The 22,356-nt window shown below is 70.7% G+C and carries 23 protein-coding genes; 8 read left to right on the top strand and 15 right to left on the bottom strand.

Translation table 11 applies throughout. From position 1 onward, the window contains the following. Positions 1–5: 5 nt before the first annotated feature. Positions 6–1,187, bottom strand: coding sequence for a redox-regulated ATPase YchF (locus AC6RUA_RS03250; RefSeq protein WP_499814508.1), 1,182 nt, complete (start codon positions 1,185–1,187; stop codon positions 6–8). 122 nt (positions 1,188–1,309) lie between these two features. Here AC6RUA_RS03250 and AC6RUA_RS03245 point away from each other — a divergent pair, with 122 nt between their 5' ends. After that, positions 1,310–1,504: a DUF5800 family protein gene (locus AC6RUA_RS03245; RefSeq protein ID WP_499814507.1), complete on the top strand. Its 195-nt coding sequence runs from the start codon at positions 1,310–1,312 to the stop codon at positions 1,502–1,504. A gap of 59 nt (positions 1,505–1,563) precedes the next feature. On the opposite strand, the gene AC6RUA_RS03240 is transcribed toward AC6RUA_RS03245, so the two are convergent. Then, positions 1,564–1,806, bottom strand: a complete 243-nt coding sequence (locus AC6RUA_RS03240; protein WP_499814506.1) for a DUF8002 family protein — start codon at positions 1,804–1,806, stop codon at positions 1,564–1,566. A gap of 43 nt (positions 1,807–1,849) precedes the next feature. After that, a complete protein-coding gene (locus AC6RUA_RS03235) occupies positions 1,850–2,647 on the bottom strand; it encodes a ribonuclease H-like domain-containing protein (protein ID WP_499814505.1) in 798 nt (265 codons plus the stop codon). Positions 2,648–2,807: 160 nt separating this feature from the next. On the opposite strand from AC6RUA_RS03235, the gene AC6RUA_RS03230 reads away from it, so the two are divergent. Beyond that, positions 2,808–3,545: an SOS response-associated peptidase gene (locus AC6RUA_RS03230; RefSeq protein WP_499814504.1), complete on the top strand. Its 738-nt coding sequence runs from the start codon at positions 2,808–2,810 to the stop codon at positions 3,543–3,545. Between the two features lie 88 nt (positions 3,546–3,633). Beyond that, entirely contained in the window at positions 3,634–4,500 is an 867-nt protein-coding gene (locus tag AC6RUA_RS03225; protein ID WP_499814503.1) for a universal stress protein, read from the top strand. 124 nt (positions 4,501–4,624) lie between these two features. Here the strand turns inward: AC6RUA_RS03225 and AC6RUA_RS03220 are convergent, their stop codons facing one another. The 3 genes from AC6RUA_RS03220 to AC6RUA_RS03210 form a co-directional block, all read right to left on the bottom strand. Beyond that, positions 4,625–5,719 carry a CNNM domain-containing protein gene (locus AC6RUA_RS03220; protein ID WP_499814502.1) on the bottom strand — a complete coding sequence of 365 codons (1,095 nt, stop codon included), beginning with the start codon at positions 5,717–5,719 and terminating at the stop codon, positions 4,625–4,627. A gap of 567 nt (positions 5,720–6,286) precedes the next feature. Beyond that, positions 6,287–7,339: a tyrosine-type recombinase/integrase gene (locus tag AC6RUA_RS03215; RefSeq protein ID WP_499814501.1), complete on the bottom strand. Its 1,053-nt coding sequence runs from the start codon at positions 7,337–7,339 to the stop codon at positions 6,287–6,289. After that, positions 7,332–7,739 carry a DUF5805 domain-containing protein gene (locus tag AC6RUA_RS03210; RefSeq protein WP_499814500.1) on the bottom strand — a complete coding sequence of 136 codons (408 nt, stop codon included), beginning with the start codon at positions 7,737–7,739 and terminating at the stop codon, positions 7,332–7,334. The genes AC6RUA_RS03215 and AC6RUA_RS03210 overlap by 8 nt, the downstream gene beginning before the upstream one ends. 307 nt (positions 7,740–8,046) lie before the next feature. On the opposite strand from AC6RUA_RS03210, the gene AC6RUA_RS03205 reads away from it, so the two are divergent. Further along, the gene (locus AC6RUA_RS03205; protein ID WP_499814499.1) at positions 8,047–8,316 is read left to right on the top strand and encodes a hypothetical protein; all 270 of its coding nucleotides are present in this window, start codon (positions 8,047–8,049) and stop codon (positions 8,314–8,316) included. A 294-nt stretch (positions 8,317–8,610) separates the two neighbouring features. Continuing rightward, positions 8,611–8,889, top strand: a complete 279-nt coding sequence (locus AC6RUA_RS03200) for a hypothetical protein (protein WP_499814498.1) — start codon at positions 8,611–8,613, stop codon at positions 8,887–8,889. 69 nt (positions 8,890–8,958) lie between these two features. Here the strand turns inward: AC6RUA_RS03200 and AC6RUA_RS03195 are convergent, their stop codons facing one another. Then, entirely contained in the window at positions 8,959–9,723 is a 765-nt protein-coding gene (locus tag AC6RUA_RS03195) for a BtpA/SgcQ family protein (RefSeq protein ID WP_499815388.1), read from the bottom strand. Positions 9,724–10,358: 635 nt separating this feature from the next. On the opposite strand from AC6RUA_RS03195, the gene AC6RUA_RS03190 reads away from it, so the two are divergent. After that, complete coding sequence (locus tag AC6RUA_RS03190; protein ID WP_499814497.1) at positions 10,359–11,708, top strand: hemolysin family protein; 1,350 nt, start codon at positions 10,359–10,361, stop codon at positions 11,706–11,708. A 67-nt stretch (positions 11,709–11,775) separates the two neighbouring features. Here AC6RUA_RS03190 and AC6RUA_RS03185 read toward each other — a convergent pair whose 3' ends face one another. From AC6RUA_RS03185 to AC6RUA_RS03150, 8 genes are all read right to left on the bottom strand, one after another. Next, complete coding sequence (locus tag AC6RUA_RS03185; protein WP_499814496.1) at positions 11,776–12,303, bottom strand: GNAT family N-acetyltransferase; 528 nt, start codon at positions 12,301–12,303, stop codon at positions 11,776–11,778. Between the two features lie 204 nt (positions 12,304–12,507). Then, a complete protein-coding gene (locus AC6RUA_RS03180) occupies positions 12,508–13,407 on the bottom strand; it encodes a phosphoribosyltransferase HisG-related protein (RefSeq protein ID WP_499814495.1) in 900 nt (299 codons plus the stop codon). Positions 13,408–13,571: 164 nt separating this feature from the next. Further along, entirely contained in the window at positions 13,572–15,065 is a 1,494-nt protein-coding gene (locus tag AC6RUA_RS03175; RefSeq protein WP_499814494.1) for a hypothetical protein, read from the bottom strand. Between the two features lie 181 nt (positions 15,066–15,246). Next, positions 15,247–15,693: a universal stress protein gene (locus AC6RUA_RS03170; protein WP_499814493.1), complete on the bottom strand. Its 447-nt coding sequence runs from the start codon at positions 15,691–15,693 to the stop codon at positions 15,247–15,249. Between the two features lie 53 nt (positions 15,694–15,746). Further along, complete coding sequence (locus AC6RUA_RS03165; protein ID WP_499814492.1) at positions 15,747–16,583, bottom strand: MBL fold metallo-hydrolase; 837 nt, start codon at positions 16,581–16,583, stop codon at positions 15,747–15,749. A gap of 277 nt (positions 16,584–16,860) precedes the next feature. Then, positions 16,861–18,186, bottom strand: coding sequence for an ABC transporter ATP-binding protein (locus AC6RUA_RS03160; protein WP_499814491.1), 1,326 nt, complete (start codon positions 18,184–18,186; stop codon positions 16,861–16,863). Beyond that, entirely contained in the window at positions 18,183–19,274 is a 1,092-nt protein-coding gene (locus AC6RUA_RS03155; RefSeq protein ID WP_499814490.1) for an ABC transporter ATP-binding protein, read from the bottom strand. Before AC6RUA_RS03155 ends, AC6RUA_RS03160 begins: the two co-directional genes overlap by 4 nt. Further along, entirely contained in the window at positions 19,271–20,476 is a 1,206-nt protein-coding gene (locus tag AC6RUA_RS03150) for an ABC transporter permease (protein WP_499814489.1), read from the bottom strand. The genes AC6RUA_RS03155 and AC6RUA_RS03150 overlap by 4 nt, the downstream gene beginning before the upstream one ends. A 250-nt stretch (positions 20,477–20,726) precedes the next feature. Here AC6RUA_RS03150 and AC6RUA_RS03145 point away from each other — a divergent pair, with 250 nt between their 5' ends. Both AC6RUA_RS03145 and AC6RUA_RS03140 read left to right on the top strand, forming a co-directional pair. Further along, on the top strand, positions 20,727–21,683 hold the full coding sequence (locus AC6RUA_RS03145) for an ABC transporter permease (protein ID WP_499814488.1): 957 nt from the start codon (positions 20,727–20,729) through the stop codon (positions 21,681–21,683). Positions 21,684–21,818: 135 nt separating this feature from the next. Then, positions 21,819–22,268 carry an SLOG cluster 4 domain-containing protein gene (locus tag AC6RUA_RS03140; protein ID WP_499814487.1) on the top strand — a complete coding sequence of 150 codons (450 nt, stop codon included), beginning with the start codon at positions 21,819–21,821 and terminating at the stop codon, positions 22,266–22,268. The last annotated feature ends 88 nt before the right edge of the window (positions 22,269–22,356 follow it).

Below are 22,356 nucleotides of genomic sequence, written 5' to 3'. Positions count from 1 at the left end.
GCCGCTCAGTTCGCGGTGCTGACGACCTTGACGACGTCGCCCTCCTCCAGTTCCGTGTCCTCGCCGATGCGGCGGTCGGCGCGCGCGTCGACAGCGTGGAGGTAGCCGTCGCCGATGTCGGAGTGGACGGCGTACGCCAGGTCGCGGGGAGTACTCCCCGCCGGGAGCAGGAACGCGTCGGGGAGGACGTTCCCCTGCGCGTCGGTCCACCGGGTCTCGTTCTGGACGGGGTAGGCGGTCACCATCCCGAGCAGGCCGTACACCGCCTCGTTCAGCGACTGCTGGACGCCCGTGCCATCGAAGCGCTCCATCACGTCGCGTATCTTCTCCAGACCCTGCCGCTGTGCGCCGCTCACCTCGCCCGTGACCTCGAAGTCGGGGTCGCCCGGGTCGTAGCGGACGACGCCCGCCTCCGCGGCCTTCCGGAGCGCGAGTTCGCCGTCGGCCGTCGCGGGAATCACGGGTTTGTCGGTCTCGCGCAGGCGTTCGACGTTCCCCTCGGGCGCGATGTCGGCCTTGTTGGCGACGAGGACGATGGGTTTCGTCCGCGCGCGCACGTCGCGAGCGAGGGCCTCTCGGTGGTCGTCCGTCCACTGGATGGGGTCCTCGGGGTACTCCAGTTCCCGGAGCGTCGCGGTCACGTCGTACTCGGTCGCGCCGAACCCCGTGAGCAGGTCGGTCAGCGCCTCGTCGATGTCGAAGTCGGGCGAGCGCGACTTGCGCTGGACCGACTCCCAGTTGCGGTCGACGATACCCGCGAGCCACTGGTCCATCTCCTCCTCGACGAAGTCCACCTCCTCGACCGGGTCGTACTCGCCGACCTCGACCGGGTCGCCCTCGGCGTTCGTCGCGCCCGCCGCGTCGACCACCTGGAGGATGACGTCGGCGTTCGTGAGTGCGTCGAGGAACTGGTTACCCAGCCCCCTCCCCTCGTGCGCGCCGGGGACGAGTCCGGCGACGTCGAGCAGTTCGACCGGGACGTACCGCTTGCCGCCGCGGCAGTTCTCGTCGCCGCACCGCTCCTCGCGGTCGAGGCAGGGACACCGCGTGCGGACGTGCGTCACGCCCCGGTTCGGGTCGATGGTGGTGAACGGGTAGTTGCCGACGTCCACGTCGGCCATCGTCGCCGCCTTGTAGAAGGTAGATTTGCCCGCGTTCGGCTTGCCCGCGAGCGCGACGGATAGCATACGCTCCCTTCGAGAGCGCCGCGAAAAGCGCCTTTCGGTCTCGGCCGTCACCGTCACGGCCGTCGACGGTCCGCGCGGCGCGGAACTGCGCGCTTTTACGTCCGCACCGGCTACCGACCGATATGACCGCACTCGCTTTCGACGAGACCGGCGTCGACGTGGAGTACCAGGGCACCGAGTTCAGACTGGAGAAGACGCTCATCGAGGACGCGACGGACAAGCAGTACGTCGACGTGACCGACCACGAGGTGTTGCAGATAATCGAGGAGGAACCGTCGTTCTCGGGGGAGCCCCGACGCATCGGTGACGTACTGTAATCGCCGCCGCCGCCCTCGTCGCTCCGGAACACGGGCGCTCGACCCGTCGGTCCCTCGGTTCAGCCCAGCCCGCGGTCGTCGGGCGCCTCCTCCAGCGTCTCCGCCCGTTCGACGAGGTGGTCGATGAGCCGGGTCGCCGTCTCCTCGACGGTCGCCAGGTCGTCGTCGGCCCGACCCTTCACGCGCACCGAGACCTGGTACAGCCCCAGTTCTATCTCCGGGACCGTGTCCCGTCCGTTGTCGGTCGCCTCGACGGCGTCGCCACCCTCACCCTCGTCGGCCGTCCCCGTGTCGTCGGGCATACACTACGCGTACTGCCCGCCGGGAAAAGGGTAGCGCCTGCGACTACGGCTCCGCGGACGGCGACCCGTCCGCCTCCGTGTCGAAGCCGAAGTCGGGGTCGGGAAGGGTCGCGCGGTGGAGCCGCCCGGTCACCTCGTCGGCGAGCGTCCGGAGGTTGGCGGCGTCGTCGCGGTTGTACGAGACCAGCGTGTCGAGTGCGCCCTCGTCGCCCGCCTCGTACTGGTGCCAGAGGCGAACCGCGTCGCGGCCGGTCAGGTCCGGCCCGTCGCGGGCGAGACCCACCTCGCGCTCGATGGGCTTCAGCCCGCCCGTCAGGTCGAGTCGCCGGCAGGGGTACATGAGGTCGAGGTGGGGCGTCGTCACGTCCAGTCCGAGGGAGGTTTCGAGGAACGGCACGTCGAAGCGCGCCCCGTTGAACGTGACGAGCAGGTCCGCCGCGTCGAACTGCTCGCGGACCGCCTCGCCCGTGAGGTCGCGTCCGCGCACGAGCGTCTCCGTCTCGCCGTCGCAGTGGAACGACACCGTCGTCACCCGGTCGCGGTCGTGCGAGAGCCCCGTGGTCTCGATGTCGAAGAAGCACGCGCCGTCGCGAAAGTCCTCGTAGAGCCGCCACCGCTCGCCGCTCGGGAACGCGGCGTCGAAGTACGCCGCGTCCCGGTCGTCCAGCCGCTCGGTCGCCTCGTCGATGAACGACTCGATGCGGCCGGCGGTCGTCGCGCCGACGCCCGGGGCGCGGTCCTGTCGGAACTCGCCCCACTCGCCGATGCCGTTCTCCCACATCCGCCGCTCGGTCCGCTCGCCCACGCCCTCCACTGGGATGAAACTGTTCCGAATGCGCACTCTGTGGCTCCCCGGGCGACCGCCGACCCTCACCGCCGGGCGGCGGGTCACCCGTGTCTCGACGTACCTCGGCGCGTCGCCGGGTTAAGCGTTCGGTCGGCGCTCGCTCCCTGCCCGTGCGCGCGGTACCGTTATGCCCGCTCCGACCCGACTGGAGGGTATGTGTGGCCGGTACTCCCTGTTCACCCCCCGGTCGACGCTCGAGGAACGCTTCGACGCGGCCGCGCCGGCCGACTACGGCCCGCGGTACAACTGCGCGCCGGGACAGGCGCTCCCGGTCGTCGCCGGCGACGACCCAGACGAGATGCGACGGATGACGTGGGGGCTGACCCCGTCGTGGGCGGACGAGCCGTTCGACCTCATCAACGCCCGCGTCGAGACCGTCGACGAGAAGCGCTCGTTCGCGGACGCGTACGAGTCCCGCCGGTGTCTCGTCCCGGCCGACGGCTTCTACGAGTGGAGCGAGACGCGACCGGAGACCGGGGACGAGGAGGGGGGCGAGTCCGGCGACGCCGGGAGCGGGAAACAGCCGTACCGCGTCGCGTTCACGGACGACCGGCCGTTCGCCATGGCGGGGCTGTACGAGCGGTGGACGCCGCCGGGCCGGCAGTCCGGACTCGGGGAGTTCGGCGCCGGCGGGGGCGGCGGCGACGCCGAGACCGTCGAGTCGTTCACGATACTCACGACCGAACCGAACGCCGTCGTCTCCCCGCTCCACCACCGGATGGCGGTCGTCCTCCGCCCCGACGCCGAGGCGGACTGGCTCTCGGGCGACCTCTCGAACGACGCGCTCCTCGACCCGTACGAGGACGACCAGTTCCGGGCGTACCCCGTGTCGACGCGCGTGAACTCGCCGGCGAACGACGACCCGTCGCTCGTCGAACCGGTGGACGCCTGAGGCGGAGCCGTCGAACGGCGCGCGCCTCCCCCCGCCGCCGAACGGGAAACCGCTTAAGCACGTTCGCCCCTACTCGCTCCCGTCAGCCATGTACGAGAACATCCTCCTCCCCGTCGACGGCAGCGAGGGGGCGACGGAACTGCTCCACCACGTCGGCGAACTCGCGCACTGGGCGGACGCGTCCGTCCGACTGCTGTTCGTCGCGGACACCACCCACGACAGCGTCACCGTCGTCGAGAGCGACGTGGTCGACGCGCTCGAACGGCGCGGGGACGCCGTCGTCGACGCGGCGGCGGAGACGCTCGACTCGCTGGGCGTGACGTACGGCACCGACGTGGTGCAGGGTGCGCCCGCGCCCACCATCGTCGACTACGCGGAGCGGTACGACCACGACCTCGTCGCGATGCCGACCCGCGGCCGGACGGGGCTCTCGCGCTACCTCCTCGGCAGCGTCACCGAGAAGGTGGTCCGGCTGTCGACGGTGCCCGTACTCACCGGTCGGATGGAGTCGACCGATAGCTGGACGTTCCCGTACGAGCGCCTCCTCGTCCCGACCGACGGGAGCGTCGCGGCGACGCACGCCGCCGAGCACGCCTTCGCGCTCGCGGGGCCGCTCGGTGCGGCCGTCGACGTGCTCTCGGTCTTCGACGACGCCTCGCTCGGACCGGACGTTCGCTCGACGCTGTCCGGCACGGGACTCGAACGGGCCGCCAGCGAGGCGGTCGAGGGCCTGGTCGCGGAGGCGGCCGACCGCGGCGTCGACGCCGAAGGACACGTCGAACACGGGCGCCCGGCCGAAGAGATACTCGACGCAGTCGAACGGTACGGCGTCGACGCGGCCGTCATGGGTACGACCGGTCGGCGCGGCGTCGACCGGGTCCTGCTCGGGAGCGTCGCCGAGAAGACGGTCCGCTCCGCTCCGGTTCCGGTGTTCACGGTCCCCCGCGAGTCGTAACTTCCCGCGCTTCCCGGCGCGCACCGGGCCTGACACCCGTCGACGTGCGAGGCTCCCCTACCGGCCGCGAGGCGAGGGCGGCCGCCGAGTCCCCTCGCCGCCCGCCGGGCGGGACGTCCGAGCCTCACTCGTCGTCGAGCGGGTCTTCGAGTTCGCCGGCGATCTCCTCGAACGCGTCCGTCGCGGTTATCACTCCGACCGTCCGGTCCCCGTCAACGACGAACGCCAGTTCCTGTTCGGCCTCCTGGAACTCGTCGATGAGGTCGCTGACCGGGATGTCCGGCGGGACGGTCAGCGGCTCCGAGGCGATGTCCGCGAGTCCGCGCTCGCCCCGTTCGAGCGCGTCCTGTGCCTGCACGAACGCCGGGAGGTAGACGACCCCCACGACGTCGTCGACGCTCTCGCCGACCAGCGGGAACCGGGTGTAGGGGTGCGTTCGGATGGTGTCGAGGTTCTCCTCGTAAGACCGCTCGGTCGAGAGCGTGGTCACCTCCTCGCGGTCGACCATGATGTCCGACGCGTGGATGTGGTCGATGGCGACGGCGTTGATTATCTCTTCGCGCCGCTCGTCGGACATGTCGATGTCCGCCAGCGCGCCACCCATCCGACTGATGAGTTCCCCACGCGTCTGGGCTCGTTCGCCCGCACCCTCCTCCGCTTCCTCTTCGGCCCACGACCGGGTCATCTCGACGCCGAACAGCGAGAGGATGGCCTTCGCCAGCCAGTCGGCCAGCCGGATGACCGGCGAGAAGATACGCGTCCACCAGTAGAGGATGGGCGCGCCGAACTTCGCCACCTGTTTCGAGCGCTCGATTCCGAGGTACGTCGGCGCCTGCTCGCCGATGGTGAGGTGGAGGAGGTTGATGATGGCGAGCGCGGTGATGGCGGCGAGCGCGGTGTGCCCGCCGCTCCCGCCCCCGAGCACGCCGCCCAGTCCGAGCGCGGAGATGACGGGGTTGATGACGGCCGCGAGCGCAGGCTCGGCGACCACCCCGAGACCGACGCTACAGATGGTGATTCCGAGCTGACACCCCGAGAGGAACACCTCGAGGCGCTCGGTCATCTCCCACGCCCGTTCGAGTCCGCGGGACCCCTGAAACTCGCTCTCGGAGAACTGGCGAACGCGAGTCATCGCGAACTCGATAGTGACGAAGTACCCGTTGCCGAACAGAAGCGCCAGTCCGGCTCCCAGCCGGGCCAGCGTCGCGACATCGACCATGCTACCTCACCCCACCGGGGAGCAGAGGTTAAACGCTGTTCCTTCGCGTGCCCGACACGCTCCTCCCGGGTTCGCTCTCGGTCGTCGACGCGTCGTCCGCCCAGCACGACGTGCCGGTCGGAACTCGTGCTCCGGGTATCATCCGCGTGTCCACAGAACCGACCGGGCGGCGCGAGCAGGCGAGTCCCCAGGCGCTGAGCCACATCAGTGTGAGCGCACGGTACAGAGAGCCGTCGACGTCGTCGAGTACGTACCCGAGACGGGGCAGGTCGCGCGGCGTTCCACTCGAGGTGGCGGGACGACCACCACCTCGTCGTTCTCGCAGTCGCCGCGTTCGCGCTGCTCGTGTTCCGACTGCGCCAGAGGCGCCCCGTCAGTCCCACTCGCGGGGGCGTGCGGAGATGTCCGCTCCGTAGCCTCCGTGTCTCGAGCGCTCGCGGCGCCTGTCGGTGCGAGTTGACTCCGACGATTCGATATAGCGAGATACGATTCACCCGTCTGCCCCCGAGCGCGAAATAGTCACTCGTTCTCGAATACCACATCCGTCACGGGTCGGGAGGTGTCCGGCTACAGGAGTCGATAGACGTGCCGCTCGTACGTCTCGCGGACGTTGTCGCCCCAGTTGTGGGTGTAGGTGTCGATGATGTCGTCCGCGACGTCGCCCCGGAGGTACTTCACGACGCCGCGCTCGCCGGTCCGGTCGCGCAGGTGGGTGGTGAAGAAGTGCCTGAAGTAGTGGGGCGTGACGTTCTCGGACGCCCCGGCGCCGGCCTCGTGCCAGCCCACCGCCTCGGCGTGCCGGCGGACGACCCGCTGGACCTGTTCCGGCGTGAGTCGCTCACCCCACCCGCTCGCCGTCCCGACGAACAGGGGGTCGGCCGGCGAGACGGAGTCGGGACGGACGGCCAGCCAGCGTAGGAGGACGCGTTCGAGTTCGTCGTCGACGGGGACGACGGTCCCGCGCTTGCGCTTGTTCGAGGCGGTACGCTCCTCGCCGTTGTACCGCTCGCCGACCGACGGCTCCGACGGGACGTACAACGAGTCCGGCCGCCCGTCGAGTTGGGCGCGCGTGCCGAGGTCGTACCCGTCCACGCCGCGCGACAGCGAGAGGTCGCGCAGGTCCAGGTTGCAGAGTTCGCCGACCCGCATCCCGGTCTTGAGCAGCGCGACGACCAGCGCCCGCTCCAGGGGGTGCCGGACGCGCGCCACGAACGCCCGCATCCGCTCGACGGAAATCTCCCGGCGGGTCGGGTCGGTGTCGATACGCTCGTCGAGTTCCTCCATCACGAGCGCCATCGGGTTCGCGTCGAACGCGCCGACCTGCGTCATGTACGCGTAGAACCGGTGGAGGTAGGAGGCGTACGCCGCCACGGTCGAGTCGCCGAGCGCCGGGTCCTGCCGGAGGTGGTGGACGAACGCCATGCAGTCGCGGTGGGACGCCTCGTCCGGTGGAATCGCTTCTCCGCGGGGAGAGTGCCGGTCGTCGCCGAGGAACGCCTCGAACCGGTCGAGCACGCGCCGGTACTCGCCGCGGGTCCGGGCGCTCTTGCCGTGGAACTCCATGTCCTGGAGGAAGTAGCCCACCGGGTCGTCCGGGTCCGCGGCGTCTGCGCTACTCATCGGTCACCACGTACCCGCCGTCGCGCCCGCTGTAGCGGATTCGGCCGGCCGCCTGCAACTCGTTCACCGTCTCGTCGACCCGCTCCTCGAACTCCGCCGCGGCGGCCTCGAGGAGCGCGTCCCACGACAGGGGACCCCCCCGTCGAAGAACCCCGAGGAGCCGGTCTTCGAGCACGTCACTCCGGGGGGAAGAGGGGGGAGGAGTGGACTCCTCGGGGTCGGACTCGGCTCCGCTCTCCTCGGCCGCGAGCCCCAGGTCGTGGCGCCCGGCCTGCACCATCGTACGGACGAACTCCGCCTGCGACATCCCCAGGTCCTCGGCGTCCGCGACCCACGTCTCCTTCTGGTACGCCGGGAGTTTGACCCGCACCTCGACGCGGTCCGTGTCGGGAGTACTCACGCCTCGTGGGTCGGCTCGTCCCCACTTCAATCCCCGTATTCCTGTCCTAACTCACTAAGACGCGATTACGTGGATTATCTACATCCTCTTTGTACGGCGATTACCCAATGTCCTTGCAGGTTCAGACCGCTCTCGAGGAACCTTCGTTTCGAGTGGAGGTGTTGATAGTTCCGTCGAAGGCCAACGTGGTGGGTCTTCGTGCGGCGACGACGGTCCGGTCTCTCGCAGACCGACGAGTCGCCGGACGCACACACGGTCCGTGAGTGTCTGGTCGGGTTTGATACGGTTCGGGTCCGACGGTCGTCCCGTGCCCACGAGCGAGGACGGAGTCACCACCGGGACGACGGGCGTCTGGGTCGGCGAGGACGACGTGGAGATGGTCGACGCGTTCGACTCGCGATTCAAGGACGAACGCGGCCGTTCACGAGCGATCAAGGACGCCATGCGACTGCTCCTCGCCGTCGACGAGGCGTTCGACAGCACCGACCTCGACCCGGACGCGTTCCCCTCGGACCGCGAGTTCCGCGCCTGGGTCAAACAGGCCGTCATCGACCAGGCGAGACGCGAGTCGGAGTGACATCTCTCCCCCGGGACACCCTACTCGCACACCGCTTCCCCGTCGACGGACGGGAGGGGTGCGACGGACACCGAATATCTACCGTATCACCTTATTTTACGACGATATATTACCGAAATCTCACTTATGAAAGCCGAGAACGTACTTATATCTGCTGGCGACGACGAGCGGGAGTCGAGACATGCGACTATGTGACTTCGCCCGGTTCGCCGGCGACACCGGTCGGATGAAGTTCACGCCCCGTTCGGCGACCCGCCCCTCCACCGAGAAGACCCGCCGCGGAGGTGGACGGTAGTGGCGTACGAGGACGTACTCGACCGGTCGCTCGCCGCCGACCGCGCCGAACCGGTCCGCATCCGGCGGCTGGAGTCCGTCGACGAGATCGAACGGTACCGCCGCTCGGAGACCGGGTCGAGTGTCGACTGGGACCGACTCGTCGCCGAGAACCTCCTCCAACCGGCCGTGACGATACACGACGTCGTCCGGGCGTCCTCCACGGCGTATCGGGGGGTACTGCGGGCGATCCTCCGAGAGGCCGTCGACGAACCGACGCTGGAGGCGATGCTCGAGTGACGACGCTCGGTCCCGCCGCGTGACGGACTCGAGCGTGGACGACCGTCGCCCGCGCCGGTTCGACGCGATTCACCCGCGAGCGGCTTCGACGACCGCACGAACGCGGGACTCCGACACCGGGTTTCCGACTTCTCCGTCGACCTTGAGGGCCGTTCCGACGATGACGCCGTCGGCGAGCGCGAGCGTCTCCCCGACCGTCTCGGCGGTGACGCCGCTCCCGACGAACACCGGCACGTCGAGTCCGTACTCGTCGCGCCGCGCCACCGTCGCCTCCAGGTCGGCCGCGTCGACGCCGCGACCCGTGCCAGCGCCGCTGACGACGACGGCGTCCGCGTGGCCACGCCCGACCGCGTCGACCATCGACTCCGCCGCGAATTCGCTCGACGCGAGCGGGGCCGAGTGTTTCACGTCGTGGTCGGCGAGTAGCCGGACGTCCGCGTCCAGTCGCTCGCGGAGGCGGACCGTCCGGTGGGCCCGCCCCTCGACGAGTCCCTGGTCGGTGACGCGAGCGCCGGTGTGGACGTTCACGCGCACGAACCGCCCGCCGGCGGCGGCCGCCACCGACAGCGCCGCCTCGGCGTCGTTCCGCAGGACGTTCACGCCGACGGGGACGTCCACCGCTTCGACCACCTCGCGGGTCGCCCGCGTCATCGACGCGACCACGTGGTCGGGCACGTCGTCGGGGTAGAACGGCGCGTCGCCGAAGTTCTCGACCAGTACCGCGTCCACGCCGCCCGCATCGAGCGCTCGCGCGTCGCGCCGGGCGCTGTCGAGCACCCCCGCGCGAGCGCCCTCGTAGCCTGGAGAACCCGGCAACGGCGGCAGGTGCACCATGCCGACGACCGGCGCGTCCGTTCCGAACGTGGATTCGAGCACGCGCCGAGTTGTGGCCGACGGGTCGAATGCCTACTGGTCGGTGCACGACCGGCGAAATCCGTCCTCTCACTGGCGACTGATTCCTGCCGGCTGTCGTACTTGTATATCCCATACCGCTATACCGAGTTAGTCACCTCGACGAGTCGGTACGGACCGTGCGCGTCCCACCAGGGCCTGGTCGGGAGCAGGTCGACGGCTCGGACGGCCCGGGTGGTCGTCGTCCACGGGAACGACGACGCGCAGGTCCTCGTCGACGTTCGCCAGCAGTTCTCGACAGGACCCACAGGGAGGGAACCGGAGTTCGTCGGCGTGGGGTGGTCGACGCGCGCTCGTCGGTCGGCGGCGACGGGGCGGTGTTCACACCGGAGGGGGTACACCACCGCGGCGAGTGTCTCTCGACCGCCGCGGCGTGTCGCTCGCTGGAGGGGACCTCCGTCTCTCGGCACGGTTTTGTGAAGGGACCGACTAGTGCGGCGTATGCTCGACCCGGACGTCTCCCGACCCGACCACCGCTCCCCGCTCGGACGAGTCGGGCGGGAGCGGTGGGGCGGGGGACCGCCGACGAATCCGCACCGACGTCGTCGCGAGGGGCGATGGTAGACCTCCTCTCCGTCGGCGGTCTACTGCTGGCGTTCTTTCTCGTGTTCATGAACGGCTTCTTCGTGGCCGCCGAGTTCGCGCTCGTCAGGATTCGGCCGACGCAGGTGAACGCGCTCGTCGAGCAGGGGAAGTCCGGCGCCGCCACCGTCCGGGAGGCGGTCGAGAGTCTGGACGACTACCTCGCGGTCTGTCAGCTCGGGATTACGCTCTCCTCGCTCGGGCTGGGGTGGATCGGCGAGCCGGCCGTCGCGGCGCTCATCGAACCAGTCCTCGGTTCGTTCTTCCCGCCCCCGACGGTCCACCTCGTCGCGTTCGCGCTCGGGTTCGGCTTCATCACGTTCCTCCACGTCGTGTTCGGCGAACTCGCACCGAAGACGTTCGCCATCCAGGAGGCGGCGCGCATCTCGCTGCTCGTCGCGCTACCGATGAAGTTCTTCTACTACCTGTTCATGCCGGGCATCGTCGTGTTCAACGGCACCGCCAACTACTTCACCCGGCTGGTCGGCGTCCGTCCGGCCTCCGAGACGGAGGAGACGCACACCGAAGAGGAGATACGGATGATTCTCACCCGGTCACAGGAGACGGGCCAGATAGACCTCGACGAGGTGGAGATGATAGAGAGCGTCTTCGACCTGGGCGACACGGTCGTCCGGGAGATAATGGTTCCGCGCCCGGACGTGGAGACGGTCCCCGCCTCGATGCCGGTCGAGGAACTCCGGTCGGTCGCCGCCGCGGGGACATACACGCGGTATCTCGTGCTCGACGACGAGGGTGAGCAGCCGCTCGGATTCGTCCACGTCAAGGACGTGCTCCGGGCGACCGGACCCGAGGCGGAACCCGAGGCGGCGCTCACCGCGAGCGACCTCGCCCGCGAGGTGCTCATCGTCCCGGAGACGCGGCGCGTCGACGAGATTCTCGCCGAGTTCCAGACGCGCCAGGGGCAACTCGCCGTCGTGATCGACGAGTGGGGGGTGTTCGAGGGTATCGTGACCATCGAGGACGTCCTCGAGGAGATCGTCGGCGACATCCGCGACGAGTTCGACCCGGAGACCCGGGCGCCGTCCATCGAGGCTCGGGGGGACGGGGCGTACACCGTCGACGGGGGCGTCCCCGTCCACGAGGTGAACGACACGCTCGACACGGCGTTCGAGACGGAGAACGAGACCATCGGCGGCTTCGTCTTCAGCCAACTCGGTCGCGCGCCGGAGGTCGGGGACCGGGTCGAGCGCGAGGGGTACCGTTTCGAGGTGGAGGCGGTCGAGGACGCTCGCATCGCGCGCCTCACGGTCCGGGAGGCGCGTTCGAGTCAGACGGCGGACGAAGGGTCGAACCGGGTCGACTAACGGAGGCGTCCCCCGGCGCTCCCGCCGCGCGCGAGACGCGTCCGACTCGGAGCGACCGGTGGAACGGTCACTCCAGCGCGAGGCGCATCTTCAGCGTGGGCGTCACCGGTTCGGCTTCGACGTCGGTTTCGAACCCCACCTTCCGGTAGAGGGCGACCGCGGGGTCGTTGTCGCGCTCGACCGTCAGCCAGACGCGGACGACGCCGACCGTCTCGGCGTACGCCAGCAGCGTCCGGAGGAGGCGCGTCCCGATGCCCGCGTCGTGGTACGACTGGTGGACGAATATCACGAGTTCGTGCCCTCCCGACTCGTCGGGGACCAGGGCGGCGTGTCCGACCACCCGATCGCCGTGGCGCGCGAGGAGGTGGTGTCCGGCGTCGAGACTGCTCAGCCACTCGCGGACGTCGTCCGGACCGGTCGGCGGAAGCCCCTGTGCCCTGTGAGACCGGTCGAACTCGTCGTACATCCGTCCGAGACCGTCGAGTTCCCCGAGTCCCCCCGTGCCCCCGACGACGGTCAGGTCGACCTCCCGGTCGCGCCCGTCGACGAACGCCCACGACGGCGTCGGCTCCGACGGCGGAGTCGTCTCCTCCACGTCGGAACTTACTGTACGTCCATGTAGTTTCGAATTCGGTACTGATTCGCTCATCGATCTGAGTGAATACTACTCGTCCGTCCGGGTTGATAACGCTTCGCGCTAGCTACGTGGTAATACCTCCGTCACTACCGTAGAGTGTAATCCACACACGAGGTATGGGAAGTATATTAAGACGCACGCGGTCCGGCGGTGGAGGCGACGTCAGTCGGGCCGGATGGCCGTCTCCACGCCGCGACCGAACGCGCGTTTGAGCGCGTCCGTGGCGGCGGTCGCCTCCGCCTCGTTCTCCATGAGGACCGTCTCGCTGGGGAACAGGTCCGTCCCGAGGACGAGTCCGTGCTCGCGGGCCGTCCCCCCGGTGACGGTGAGGTAGACGCCCAGTCCCGCCTCCGCGATGGCGGCCTCCTCCTCGACGCCGTCGCCGGGGTAGACGAACTCCACGCCCTCGAGCGCGTCCGTCCCGAGGACGGCCTCGACCAGCCGTTCGTAGCGCGGCGAGACGCACAGCGGCCCCTCGTAGCCGGCGACGAACTCGCGGTCGAGCGACGCGCCCGGGGGGAGGGTCTCCGGGAGCGCCATCAGCGTGTGGTTGACCGTGTCGCCCAGTCCGGTCGTCACGCGCACGTCGGTGTCGCGCGGGTCGATGCGGGCGTTCACGTCGGCGAGGTCCGAGACGCCCGACGGGTCGAGCGGGACCACCTCCTCCAAGACGAGGTCCGCCGAGTCGAACCCGAGCGCGAACTCGTGGGTGCGGAGCGCCCGGAACGGTTCCTCGCGACCGACGAGGCGGACCGTCGTTCCGGACACGTCGAGGCGGGCGCTGTCGAACACGACCCGCCGCGGGTGCCCCTCCCGGTCGTCGCGGACCAGCGTGTACTCCGGGCCGTCGCCCGCGGGGTCGCTGTAGGCGGCGAGGCGGTCGTAGACGCCCCGGTCGGCGGACTGGTGCCCCTTGGTGACCGCCTTCTCGTAGCGCAGCGTCGAGGCGACGCCGTCGGCGAGCGACTCGGCCTCCTCGCCGGCGACCGCGGCGAGTCGTTCGAGCGCGGCCTCCAGCGGTCGGCCCTTGCGCGGCACCGCGACCGACACCGTCCCTGTCATTACCGGTCGCACGGTCTCACCCGTCAAAAACGGCGCGTTTCCGGCGACGGGAGGGCCGTGAGAACGTGGCACGCGGGTCGCCCGCGAGCGTTCGTGGAGACGTCTCGACGACCCACGAGAACGGCCGAGAAGACGAGGGTGCTCGGTGCGGCGGCGCGAGTGTCTTACTCGCCCTCGACGTCGGCCGCGTCGGCCGCACCACCCGCACCGCCCGCGTTCGTCGCGCCGAACGCCGACGAGAGCCGGTCGCGGAACGCCTCGAACTCCTCCATCTCGGCGCGGATGGCGGCGAGTTCGCTCCGAACGTCGCTCACCTCGTCGTCGACCAGTCCCGAGAGCGACTCGACCTCGTTCTGGAGGCTCTCCACGTCGTCGCGCACGTCCGCGACGGCGCCGTCCTCGGTCGCGACCTCCTCCGCGAGGTCGTCGAGGTCGCTCCGGACCGCCGCGACCGACGACTCCAGGTCGGCGGTGGCCGCCGACAGGTCCGTCTCCACCTCGTCGACGTCACGCCGAACCTCGTCCAGACCGTCGTCGAGTTCCTCGCGTCGGTCGCCCGCCGCGGCGGCGTCGGCCTCGACGGCGGACAGCGACTCGCGGAGGTCGGCCACCTCGTCGTGGAGTCCCTCGACGGCCTCCTCCGCGGTGCCGTTCTCGTCGATGAACCCCTCCAGCGCGTCCGCGTAGGCGGCGACGTCCTCGACGTTCGACTGGAGCCGCGAGATGCGCGCGTCGACGCTCGTCGAGTGGTCGAGTTCGAGTTCCTCCCGGAGCGTCTCGCGGTCCTCGACGGAGACGGTCCCCGCGCGCAGTTCGGCGGCGAGCGCCTCCGCGACGCCGTTCGCGCCGACCCCCGGCGAGGCGCCGGCGGCCGCGGCCGCCGCCTCGGCGGACGACGACGGCTGGCCGTCCGACTCGTCCCGGTCGTCGTTCTCGGCCTCGGGTGTCTCGACGCCGCCCTCGCGTTCGTCCGCCGGCGTCTCGTCGTCGCCCGCGTGGTCGACGTCCGCCTCTCTGGCTCCCCCCTCCGCCGTCTCGCCCGTCTCGTCCGCCGGCGGAGCGTCGTCGTCGATGACCGTGGCGACGGCGTCGTCGTCCGCGCTCGCACCAGCGTCGGTCTCGGCGACGCCGGGGTCGACGTCCTCTTCGTCGCCGTGCGGTTCGGACGGTTCGGGGTCCGTCGGCGGCACGCCGCCGGGGACCGCGTCGCGGTCGCCCGAGAGCACGTCGCGGACGACCTGCGAGGAGTCCTCGCCGATGACCTCGGAGACGTCCCCGACGGGGTCGGCGTCGTCGTCGACCTCCTCGACCGTCGGCTCGCCGAGGAACTCCTCGCCCGCGTCGGGGTCGTCGGTCCGGACGCCGTACACCGTCGTCACCTCCTCGCCGGGGTCGACCCGGCGTCGGTACTCGACGCGGTGGTCCTGGTACGCCGTCCACCGGTCGGCGTCGTACTCCGGGTGGAACCCGACGCGGTCCATCGGGAACTCCGCCGGGACGTCGTCGACGACGCGGACCTCCGCCGCCTCGTCGCGTTCGGACCGGAGCGTGAACCGAACGGCGGGGACGGGGAACTCGTCGGTGGTGAAGGTCTTCTCGACGCTGACGCCGTCGTTCTCGACGACGACCGCCGCGCTCGTGTCGCTCCCTTGGCTCATACGTGAGCCGTTCCGTGGGCGGTACAAAAGCGCCACGGGCCGATTATCGACTCTGAATCGTGGCGGCCTCTGTCGAGGAGAGCGACGACGGACCGGCGCGTGTGAGGCGGGCGGCGGCAGTCGAATCGACGGGTCTCACCGGCCGGACGGGCGACCGGGGCGGCCGCGGGCACCGAGCGGACTACTCGGTGACGACGGTGACGGGAACGTCCGCATCGAGGACGACACGCTGGGTGTCGTCGCCGAACACCGCTTTCCCGGTCGGCGAGCGGTGTCGACCGGTGATGAACACGTGGTCACAGCCGCGCCGGTCGCGCTCGGTCAGGACCGTCTCCGCGCGGTCGCCGACGCTGCCGACCGCCTCGTACGCCACGTCGACACCCTCCAGCACCTCGCGGCCGATGTCGTCCGCGTAGTTCTCCGCTCCCTCGACGGCCTGTCCGACGCTGTAGGTGGTGGTGCCGTCCGATATCCGCTGGAGCTGTTCGCGCTGCTCGTCGTACTCCTCCTCGTCGGTCACGTGGACGAGCGTCAACTCGGCGTCGACGCCGGCGGCCAACTCGCCGGCCTCGCGAACGAGTCGCTTCGCCGTCTCCGTCGGCCCGACGACCGCCAATGCGTGGTCCATGGGCGGGGCATGCGGTCGTCCGGCAAAAGTCCGGTGGTCCCCGGGTTCGGCCCCTACAGGTCGGTGCGGTCGCCGATTTCGACCAGTTCCAGCCGGTCGGGGTACTCGAAGCTCCGGACGTGTTCGTGGAGCGCGGTCGGGTCGGCGGTCATCCCCTTCCACATGTCCCAGTGGCTCGGGAGCAGTCGGTCGGCCGCGAGCGCGTTGGCCACCTCGACCGCGTCGTTCTCGTCGCTGTACCACCGCGTGCGGACCGGTTCGCCCGTCTCCTTGTCGGCTATCCGGCCGACCGACCCGAACGCGACGACGGCGACGTCGACGTCGTACCGTTCCCCGAGCGAGTCGAACCCGTCGGCGGGCCGCGTGTCGCCGCCGTGGAACAGCGTGCCGGCGTCGTGGCGAATCACGTACCCCACGGGGTGAGTGGCGTCGGGGTCGTTCACCTCGACAACGTCGACGGTGAACTCTCCCACCTCGAACCGGTCGCCCTCGGTCACCTCGTTGAACTGGTCGTCGCTCACGTCCCACTCGTCGGTCCAGGCCTCCTCGCGAGCCACCGCGAGCGAGTCGTCGGCGGCGTACAGGCTCGCACCGGTGGCCTCCAGAATCGGCGCCTGGGAGGGACCGTGGACGTGGTCGGTGTGTTCGTGCGTGGCGAGTACCGCGTCCGCCTCCGTCACGTCTGCCGGGTCGAACGGGACCGGAATCATCCGCACGGTCCGGGGCGGGTCGCCCAGGCCGACGTACGGGTCGACCCAGAGCGTCGTCCCGCCGCTCCCCTTGAGAACGAAGCCGTTACAGCCCAGATACCAGACGGCGACGCCGTCCGGGTCGGCGTCGACGACGGCACGCGGGAGCCAGTCTCCCCAGTCCGATGTGGTCTCGCGCATACGTCTCTCCTGTCGGGCCGCCGGCAAAGCGTTGTCCACTTCGACCGGGGTCTGTACCTTGGCCCGAAGATATATACTTCCCGGAGTCGTGCTGTGATACGTGATGACAGTCGAACGATCTACCGCCGATTTCGCGTCGATGCGCCGCGGTGTCTCCGAGAGCGTCCCCGCGTTCGACGCCGAGGGGCTCTCAGAACTCCGCGCGGAGTAGTCTCCGTAGTACGCTCCCCGTCTCTATAATTAACGTTCGTTTCCTTCCGCCGCCGCCACCCCCGGGTCAGTCGCCGTAGAGGTGACAGGCGGCCGGGTGGTTCGATTCCGTCGAGCGGAACGCGGGGTCCTCCCACTCGCACACCGACGAGAACGCCGAGTCGAGGCGCTCGCGTGCCGCGTCCGTCTCTCCCGCCAGCGATTCGCCGACCGCGGCGCGAACCGCCTCCGCCGCGGTGTCGTCGCCGAGGTCCTCGGGGATTCCGTACTCGCCGCGTAGCGTCCCGCGGAGCGTCGCGTCGCTCACCGCCCCCGGGCCGACCGAGCGGTCGGCGGCCGCGCGTTCGCGCAGTTCGGCCGGGTCGACCCGGTCCGCCTCGAGCGCGAGTTTGAAGTCGAGCACCGCCCGGTACTCGTCGGTCGTCAGGCCCGTCTCGGCCGGCGGGACGACCGACGGACAGCGCGGGTGGAACCGGCAGCCCGACGGTGGGTCGGCCGGGTCCGGGACGTCGCCCGAGAGGTCCGTGTGCGAGCGGTCCGCCCGCGGGTCGGGTGTCGGTACCGCGGCGGCGAGCGCCCGGGTGTAGGGGTGCTGCGGGGTCCCCAGGACGGCCTCCGTCTCGCCCCGTTCGACCAGTTCGCCCGCGTACATCACCGCCACGCGGTCGCACACCTCGCGGACGACGCTCACGTCGTGTGAGATGAGCAGCAGCGAGAGGTCGAACTCCCGCCGGAGGTCGTCCAGCAACGCGAGTATCTCCGCCTGCACGCTCACGTCGAGCGCGGACACCGGCTCGTCGAGTACCACGAACTCGGGGTCGAGCGAGAGAGCGCGCGCGAGCCCCACCCGCTGTTTCTGCCCGCCCGAGAGTTCGTGCGGGTAGCGCTCGAGCGTCTCGCGCCCGAGTCCCACCCGCTCGAACAGTTCGGCGACGAGTTCGCGGCGCCGCGCTCGGTCGCGGAGCCCGTTCACCGCCAGCGGTTCGGCGGCCGACTCGCCGGCGGTCATCCTGGGGTCGAGGCTCGCGTTCGGGTCCTGAAACACCATCGCGGTCCGGCGTCGAAAGCGCGCGAGACCCTCGTCCGAGAGGGCGGTCACGTCTCCGCCGTCGAACCGGACCTCGCCGCCCGTCGGCTCCTCCAGTCGGAGGACGCTCGCGGCCGCCGTCGACTTCCCGCAGCCGGACTCCCCGATGAGGCCGAGCGCCTCCCCCCGACCGACGGCGAAGTCGACGCCGTCCACCGCCCGCACCGCGCCGACGCGCCGACGGAGGAACCCCTCCGTGAGCGGGTAGTGTTTCTCCAGCCCGGTCACGTCGAGGAGCGGCGGGTCGGCGCTCCCGTCGGCCGGTTTCCCACCGTCCCGTCGTTCGGGTTCGCGACCGGAACTCACGGGGAGCCACCCCCGGTCGCCCCGGCGGGCGGCGAGCCTGCCCCGTCGTCCGACGGCCCGTCCCCGTCCGCTCCCGCCTCGTCGAGCACCGCCGGGTCGCGGTCTCCGTCGTGGAACACGCACGACGCCTCCCCCCCGACCGGGACGTCGTACAGGGGCGGCTGGTCGCCCGTCCGGCACGCCTCGATGGCGTGGGGACACCGCTCGTGGAACCGGCAGCCGGAGGGGGGGTCGAGCGGGTCCGGCGGCTCCCCGCCGATGGGGTCCATCCCGTCGCCGCGACCGGGGAGACACGCCAGCAGCGCCCGGGTGTACGGGTGGGCCGGCCGTTCGAACACGTCGTACACCGTCCCGCGCTCCATCACCTTCCCGCCGTACATCACGACGACGCGGTCGGCGATGCCGGCGACGACGCCGAGGTCGTGGGTGACGAACAGCACCGCCATGTCGCGCTCGGCCTGCAGGTCCGCGACGAGGTCGAGCAACTGCGCCTGGATGGTCACGTCGAGCGCGGTGGTGGGTTCGTCGGCGACGAGCAGGTCGGGGTCGTTCGACAGCGCCATCGCCACGACGACGCGCTGTTTCATCCCGCCGGAGAACTCGTGGGGGTAGTCGTCGGCCCGCGCGGGCGCGTCGGGGATGCCGACCCGGGCGAGCAGTTCGACCGCCCGTTCGCGCGCCTCGGCGTCGGTGCAGTCGCGGTGGTAGCCGACCACCTCCGCCAACTGCTCGCCGACGGAGTACACCGGGTCGAGCGCCCCCTGCGGGTTCTGGAACACGTACGAGATGCGGTCGCCGCGGAGGTCCCGGAGGGTCGACTCGCTCGCGGCCGTCAGGTCGCGGTCGTCGAACCGGACCTCGCCGTCCACTATCTCGCCCGGCGGCGTCTGGACCAGCCGACCGACCGACTCGCAGGTGACGGTCTTGCCCGACCCCGACTCGCCGACGAGACAGACCGTCTCGCCCGACCTCACGTCGAAGCTCACGCCGTCGACCGCCCTCACGGTCCCCTCGGGGGTGCGAAAGTGCGTCCGCAGGTCGCGGACGGACAACAACGGCTCGCCGTCCGCGCGCGCCCCGTCGCTCATCGGCTCACCTCCGAGCGCGGGTCGAGCACGTCCCGGAGCGCGTCCCCGAGGACGTGGAGGGCGCCCACCGTCGCAACGAGCAACACGCCCGAGGACACCGCGGTCCACCAGTACATCGGGGCGCCGTCGAGCCCCAGCGCGAGCGTCGTCCCCCACGACTGCGAGAGCGGGCTGGAGAAGCCCAGGTAGGCGATACCCGCCTCTACGACGATGAGCGTCGGCATCTTGTTCGTCACCGCGGTGACGACGGTGCCGGAGACGTTCGGGACGAGGTGGCGTCTGATGACGCGCCCGCCGCCGCTCCCCGCGTCCCGGGCGGCGCGGACGTACCCGGACTCCATCCGCTGGAGCGCCTCGCTCCGCACGAGCCGCGCGGTCCCGCCCCAGTCGAACAGGCCGAACGCGAGCACGATGACGATGAGGCTCCGGCCGGCGAACGTCTCCTGGGCCAGGATGACGACGAACAGCGCCGGAATCACCAGCTGAACGTCGACGTACCGCATCAGGAGTTCGTCGACCCAACCGCCGTAGTACGCAGCGACGGTCCCGACGACGACGGCGAGCGGGACGATGAGGGCGGCGGTCACGAGCGCGACTTCGAGGGCGACGCGCGCCCCCTCGACGAGCACGTCGATGAGGTCGGCGCCGCCGACGGTCGTCCCGAGCGGGTAGCGCCAGGTCCCGTGACACGCCTTGTCCACGTCGCCGCTCACCTCGCCGATACAGTAGAGCGTGTTCGAGGCGCTCGTCGTCGACGGCATGGGCACGGAGAACCCCGGCGGCGGCTGTCCCGGTGGGGTACCGCCCCGGATGCCCTCCGAGGACCCGATGTCGAACCGGTCGACGACGCCCGGACCGAGCGTGGCGACGAGCGCGAAGAGCGTCAGGTACGCGAGGCTCGCGACCGCCGCCGGTCGCTCGCGGAGTCGCCGCCAGTACCGTCGGGTCACCGCCGGCCGCTGGACCAGCGGCACCACCAGGTAACAGACGGTCAACACCAGCGAGACGTACAGCAGGAAGTCGATGGCGGTCGGTCGCCACCCCCAGAACGGAACGAGCCCGGGCGGGACGACCACCCGCTGGTAGACGAACGCGGCCGCGACGACGAGGACGCCGGCGAGTGCGCCGAGCGTGCGGGGAGCGAGGCGGAACCGGCGACCGCCGCCGTCGTCGAAGTCCGGCGTGTCGAGGGGTGCGGCCACCCGAAGTCACTCCCGTCGCCGTCGGTCCGGGCGAGGCGTTCGAACGCGGTTCGGGGAGGGGCGGCGGGGAGCGTGCATGGTCCGCGCTGACACGCTATCGCGACTAAAGCCACACGGTGGGTGAAACCGCCGTTTCAGCGTCGCTAACCGTTATGTGTCCCCCGTTCGGTTGGTCGGACGATATGTCGACCCGTCTCGCCGCCGCGCCCGGTCGGGTGCGACGCGTCCGCCCGGAGGTGTCTCCGACCGGATGAACCGCCAGCGGTTCCTCGCCGGCCGCGCCCTCTGGTCGCTGTTCGTCGTCTGGCTCGTCCTGACCGCGACGTTCCTCGTCACCGCGGCGACCCCCGACCCGAACGCGGCGCCGCTGATGTGGCGACTCCCTCCGGAGAAGGCGCGCGCGGTGCTCGAACAGTACCGCGAGCAGATGCACTACGACGAACCGCTCCTCCGGCGGTACCTCCACTGGATGGTCGAGTACGCGACGCTCCAGTTCGGCCAGTCGTACGTGAAAGAGCGGTCCGTCGCGGCCATCTTCACCGGCGCGCTCCCGGTGACCGCGGCGTACCTCCTCCCCTCGCTGGCGCTCTCGCTCGTGTTCGGGGTGCTCGGGGGCGCGTACTCCTCGGTCGCGGACCGACTCCCCGCACGGGCCGCCCGCTGGTTCATCCACTCGGGACTCGCCGTCCCGGTGTTCCTCCTCGGCGAAGTCGTCGTCCTCCTGTCCGTCCACGAGTTCGACCGCTCGCTCGGCTGGAGCGCCGACGCCGCGTTCTGGAGCGCGGGGAACGTACTGGTCCTCGGTCTCGCCGCGGCCACGCTGACCGTGAACCTCGCCGCGGTGCAGGCGCGGTACTCCCGCGCGCTCACCGCGGAGTACGCGACGGCCGACTTCGTCAAGACGCTCCGCGCGAACGGGGCGGGACTCCGGCCGGTGGTGCGACACTCGGTGCGGAACGCGTCCGTGCCGCTGGTCTCGCTGTTTCTCACGCGGGCGCTCACGGTGCTGTTCCTCAGCGTCTACCTCGTCGAGGCGGTGTTCGGCCTCCCGGGGCTGGGGACGGTGACGCTCGCGGCGTTCGAGACCCGCGATGTCGCGGTCATCCTCGCGACCACGTTCCTCGCGGTGCTCGTCGGCGTCCTCGGGAACTTCCTGCAGGACGTGGCGTACGCGTACCTCGACCCGCGCGTCGCGGCCGACGGGTGACGAGTCGAGGACCGACGAACCGGCGACTCGAGTGAACCGGCGCGCGGCGGGCGCACGGGCGCGAGAACGCGGACGCCCCGGAACTCCGGCACCGGTAACCGGTACGCTCTCCTCGCCCGCGGCCCTCACGCCGCCATGCGCGTGAGCGTCGTCGTCGGCGGGAGCGTCGACAGCGAGACGGAGGCCACCGCCGCGGAACTGGGTCGTCTGCTCGGCGAGCGAGGACACACCGTCGTCTGTGGCGGACTGGGCGGGGCGATGGCGGCGGCCTGTCGCGGCGCCCGCGCGGCCGGCGGGGAGACGGTCGGCATCCTCCCGACGGCCGACACCGCGGACGCGAACGAACACGTGACGGTGCCGGTGGCGACCGGGCTGGGTCACGCGCGCAACGCGCTCGTCCCGCTGAACGGCGACGCAGTCGTCGCGGTGAGCGGCGGACCCGGGACGCTCTCGGAACTCGGGTTCGCGCTGGTGTTCGGCCGGCCGGTCGCCGGCATCGACACGCACCCGGTCGAAGGCGTGCGCGCGGTCGACTCGCCCGCCGAGGCCGTCGCGTACGTCGAGAGACGGGCCGAGACCGGGTGAGCGGCCTCGAACGGAGGGGAGGCGGTCGTCCCGAACACCGGGACACGGCGTACGCGGGCGGGGCCGACGTTCTCGTTCCCGGTCAGTC

It is taken from the genome of Halorarum sp. SLYT50 (assembly GCF_059821265.1).
The sequence above is the reverse complement of the archived record's forward strand: the minus strand, read 5'-3'. Positions and strand labels throughout refer to the sequence as shown.